This window comes from Streptomyces sp. 13-12-16 (assembly GCF_002114215.1).
In the GTDB taxonomy this organism is placed as follows: domain Bacteria; phylum Actinomycetota; class Actinomycetes; order Streptomycetales; family Streptomycetaceae; genus Streptomyces.
In genome coordinates, this window is record NZ_NCTE01001003.1 from 3,593 (window position 1) to 5,284 (window position 1,692).

A 1,692-nucleotide genomic window follows, 5' to 3' on the forward strand; every position below is an offset into this window, starting at 1 on the left:
TGCCGTGTCGGGGGTCACGTCAGAAGAGTGTGCCCTCTTCCGGCGCGGCCAGCTCCTCCAGCAGCTCCGGTCCGTTGTTGCGGACGCTGCTGACGGCCGTGGGGACCGGGTAGGCGCGCATCAGGCCGGGGGGCGGCGGCGCGAGCAGCTCGCGCAGTTCGCCGGCGTCGGTGCGGGCGGGGTCGAGCCAGGCGTCCCAGCGGTCCGGCGTGAGCATCAGCGGCATCCGCGGGTGGATCTCGGCGAGGGTGCGCGGGCCGTCCGCCGGTGACACGGCGAGCGGGCCGGTCTCGGCCTCGGTGGTGATGACGGAGCACGTCACCCACCAGGCCCGGGGGTGGTCGTCCGGCAGCGTCTTGTCCCGCCAGAACTCGTACAGCCCGGCCATGGCGAACACCGAGCCGTCGGCCGGCGTCACGAAGTAGGGCTGCTTGCGGGGCCGCTTCTTCTTCCCCTCGACCTCCAGGTCCCGCTCCTGCTTGCCGGTGACCCACTCGTAGTAGCCGTCGGCCGGCAGGATGCAGCGCCGGGAGGAGAAGGCCCGCCGGTAGGACGGCTTCTCGTGGACGGTCTCCGCGCGGGCGTTGATCATCCGGGCGGCGCCCTCGGGCGTCTTGGACCAGGAGGGCACCAGACCCCACTTCAGCTTCCGCAGCTGCCGAACCGGGCGCGGGTCCTCCGCGTCCTTCAGGGCACGGTCGAGGACGGCGTAGACCTCCTTGGTCGGCGCCACGTTGTAGTCGGGCTCCAGGGCCTCCTCCGGCTCCCACTTGTCGATTTCAAAGATTCCCGCGAGATCCTCGGGCCTGCGACTCGCTGCATACCGTCCGCACATACGTGCAACACTGCCAGACTCCGTACGCCCAGGCAGAGGGAGCAATCGGAAACAGATGGAAAGCATGGTCAGTACCGCGTCCGCCTCACTCGCCTCCCTCTGGGACGAGGTCTCCGGCACCCAGCCCGACCCGGATGTGTGGGTGGTCGTCGCCACACTGGTCGCCGCGGCCGCCGTCGTCGTACCGCAGGGGCTGTGGCGGCTGTCCCGCAACGCCGTCACGATCGCCCACGAGGGCGGGCACGGCCTGGTGGCGCTGCTCACCGGCCGCACGCTGACGGGGATACGTCTGCACTCGGACACCAGCGGCCTGACCGTCAGCCGCGGAAAACCGCACGGCATCGGCATGATCCTCACGGCCGCCGCCGGCTACACCGCTCCCCCGCTGCTGGGCCTGGGCGGCGCCGCGCTGCTCGGCACCGGCCGCATCACGCTGCTGCTGTGGCTGGCCACGGTGCTGCTGGTGGCGATGCTGGTGATGATCCGCAACGCGTACGGCGTGCTGACCGTGGTCGTCACCGGCGGCACCTTCGTCCTGGTGTCCTGGCTGACCGGCCCCCAGGTGCAGGCGGCGTTCGCGTACGCCGTGGTCTGGTTCCTCCTCCTCGGCGGAGTGCGCCCGGCCTTCGAGCTCCAGGCCAAGCGCTCCCACGGAGGCGCACCCGACTCGGACGCGGACCAGCTCTCGCGCCTGACCCACGTCCCGGCGGGCCTGTGGCTGTTCCTGTTCCACGCGGTGTCACTGTGCGCGTTGCTGGGCGGCGGCAGGTGGCTCCTGGGGCTGTGAGGCGGCGGGGGCCGGCGGCGACCCCCGGGGGGGCGCGGGGCCGTGCCGGCGTGCGGCTCCGCCGCGCGGG

2 protein-coding genes are annotated in these 1,692 nt (G+C 72.3%); one reads left to right on the forward strand and one right to left on the reverse strand.

Translation table 11 applies throughout. The features are described from left to right. Positions 1 to 19 precede the first annotated feature (19 nt). Positions 20 to 835, reverse strand: coding sequence for an SOS response-associated peptidase (locus B7767_RS34040; RefSeq protein ID WP_085575470.1), 816 nt, complete (start codon positions 833 to 835; stop codon positions 20 to 22). A gap of 64 nt (positions 836 to 899) precedes the next feature. Here B7767_RS34040 and B7767_RS34045 point away from each other — a divergent pair, with 64 nt between their 5' ends. Then, positions 900 to 1,622, forward strand: a complete 723-nt coding sequence (locus B7767_RS34045; RefSeq protein ID WP_085575471.1) for a M50 family metallopeptidase — start codon at positions 900 to 902, stop codon at positions 1,620 to 1,622. Positions 1,623 to 1,692 lie beyond the last annotated feature (70 nt).

Excerpts from the sequence above, each read along its gene's own strand:
- B7767_RS34040 (WP_085575470.1), bottom strand. The coding sequence starts at position 835 with ATGTGCGGACGGTATGCAGCGAGTCGCAGGCCCGAGGATCTCGCGGGA.
- B7767_RS34045 (WP_085575471.1), top strand. The coding sequence starts at position 900 with ATGGTCAGTACCGCGTCCGCCTCACTCGCCTCCCTCTGGGACGAGGTC.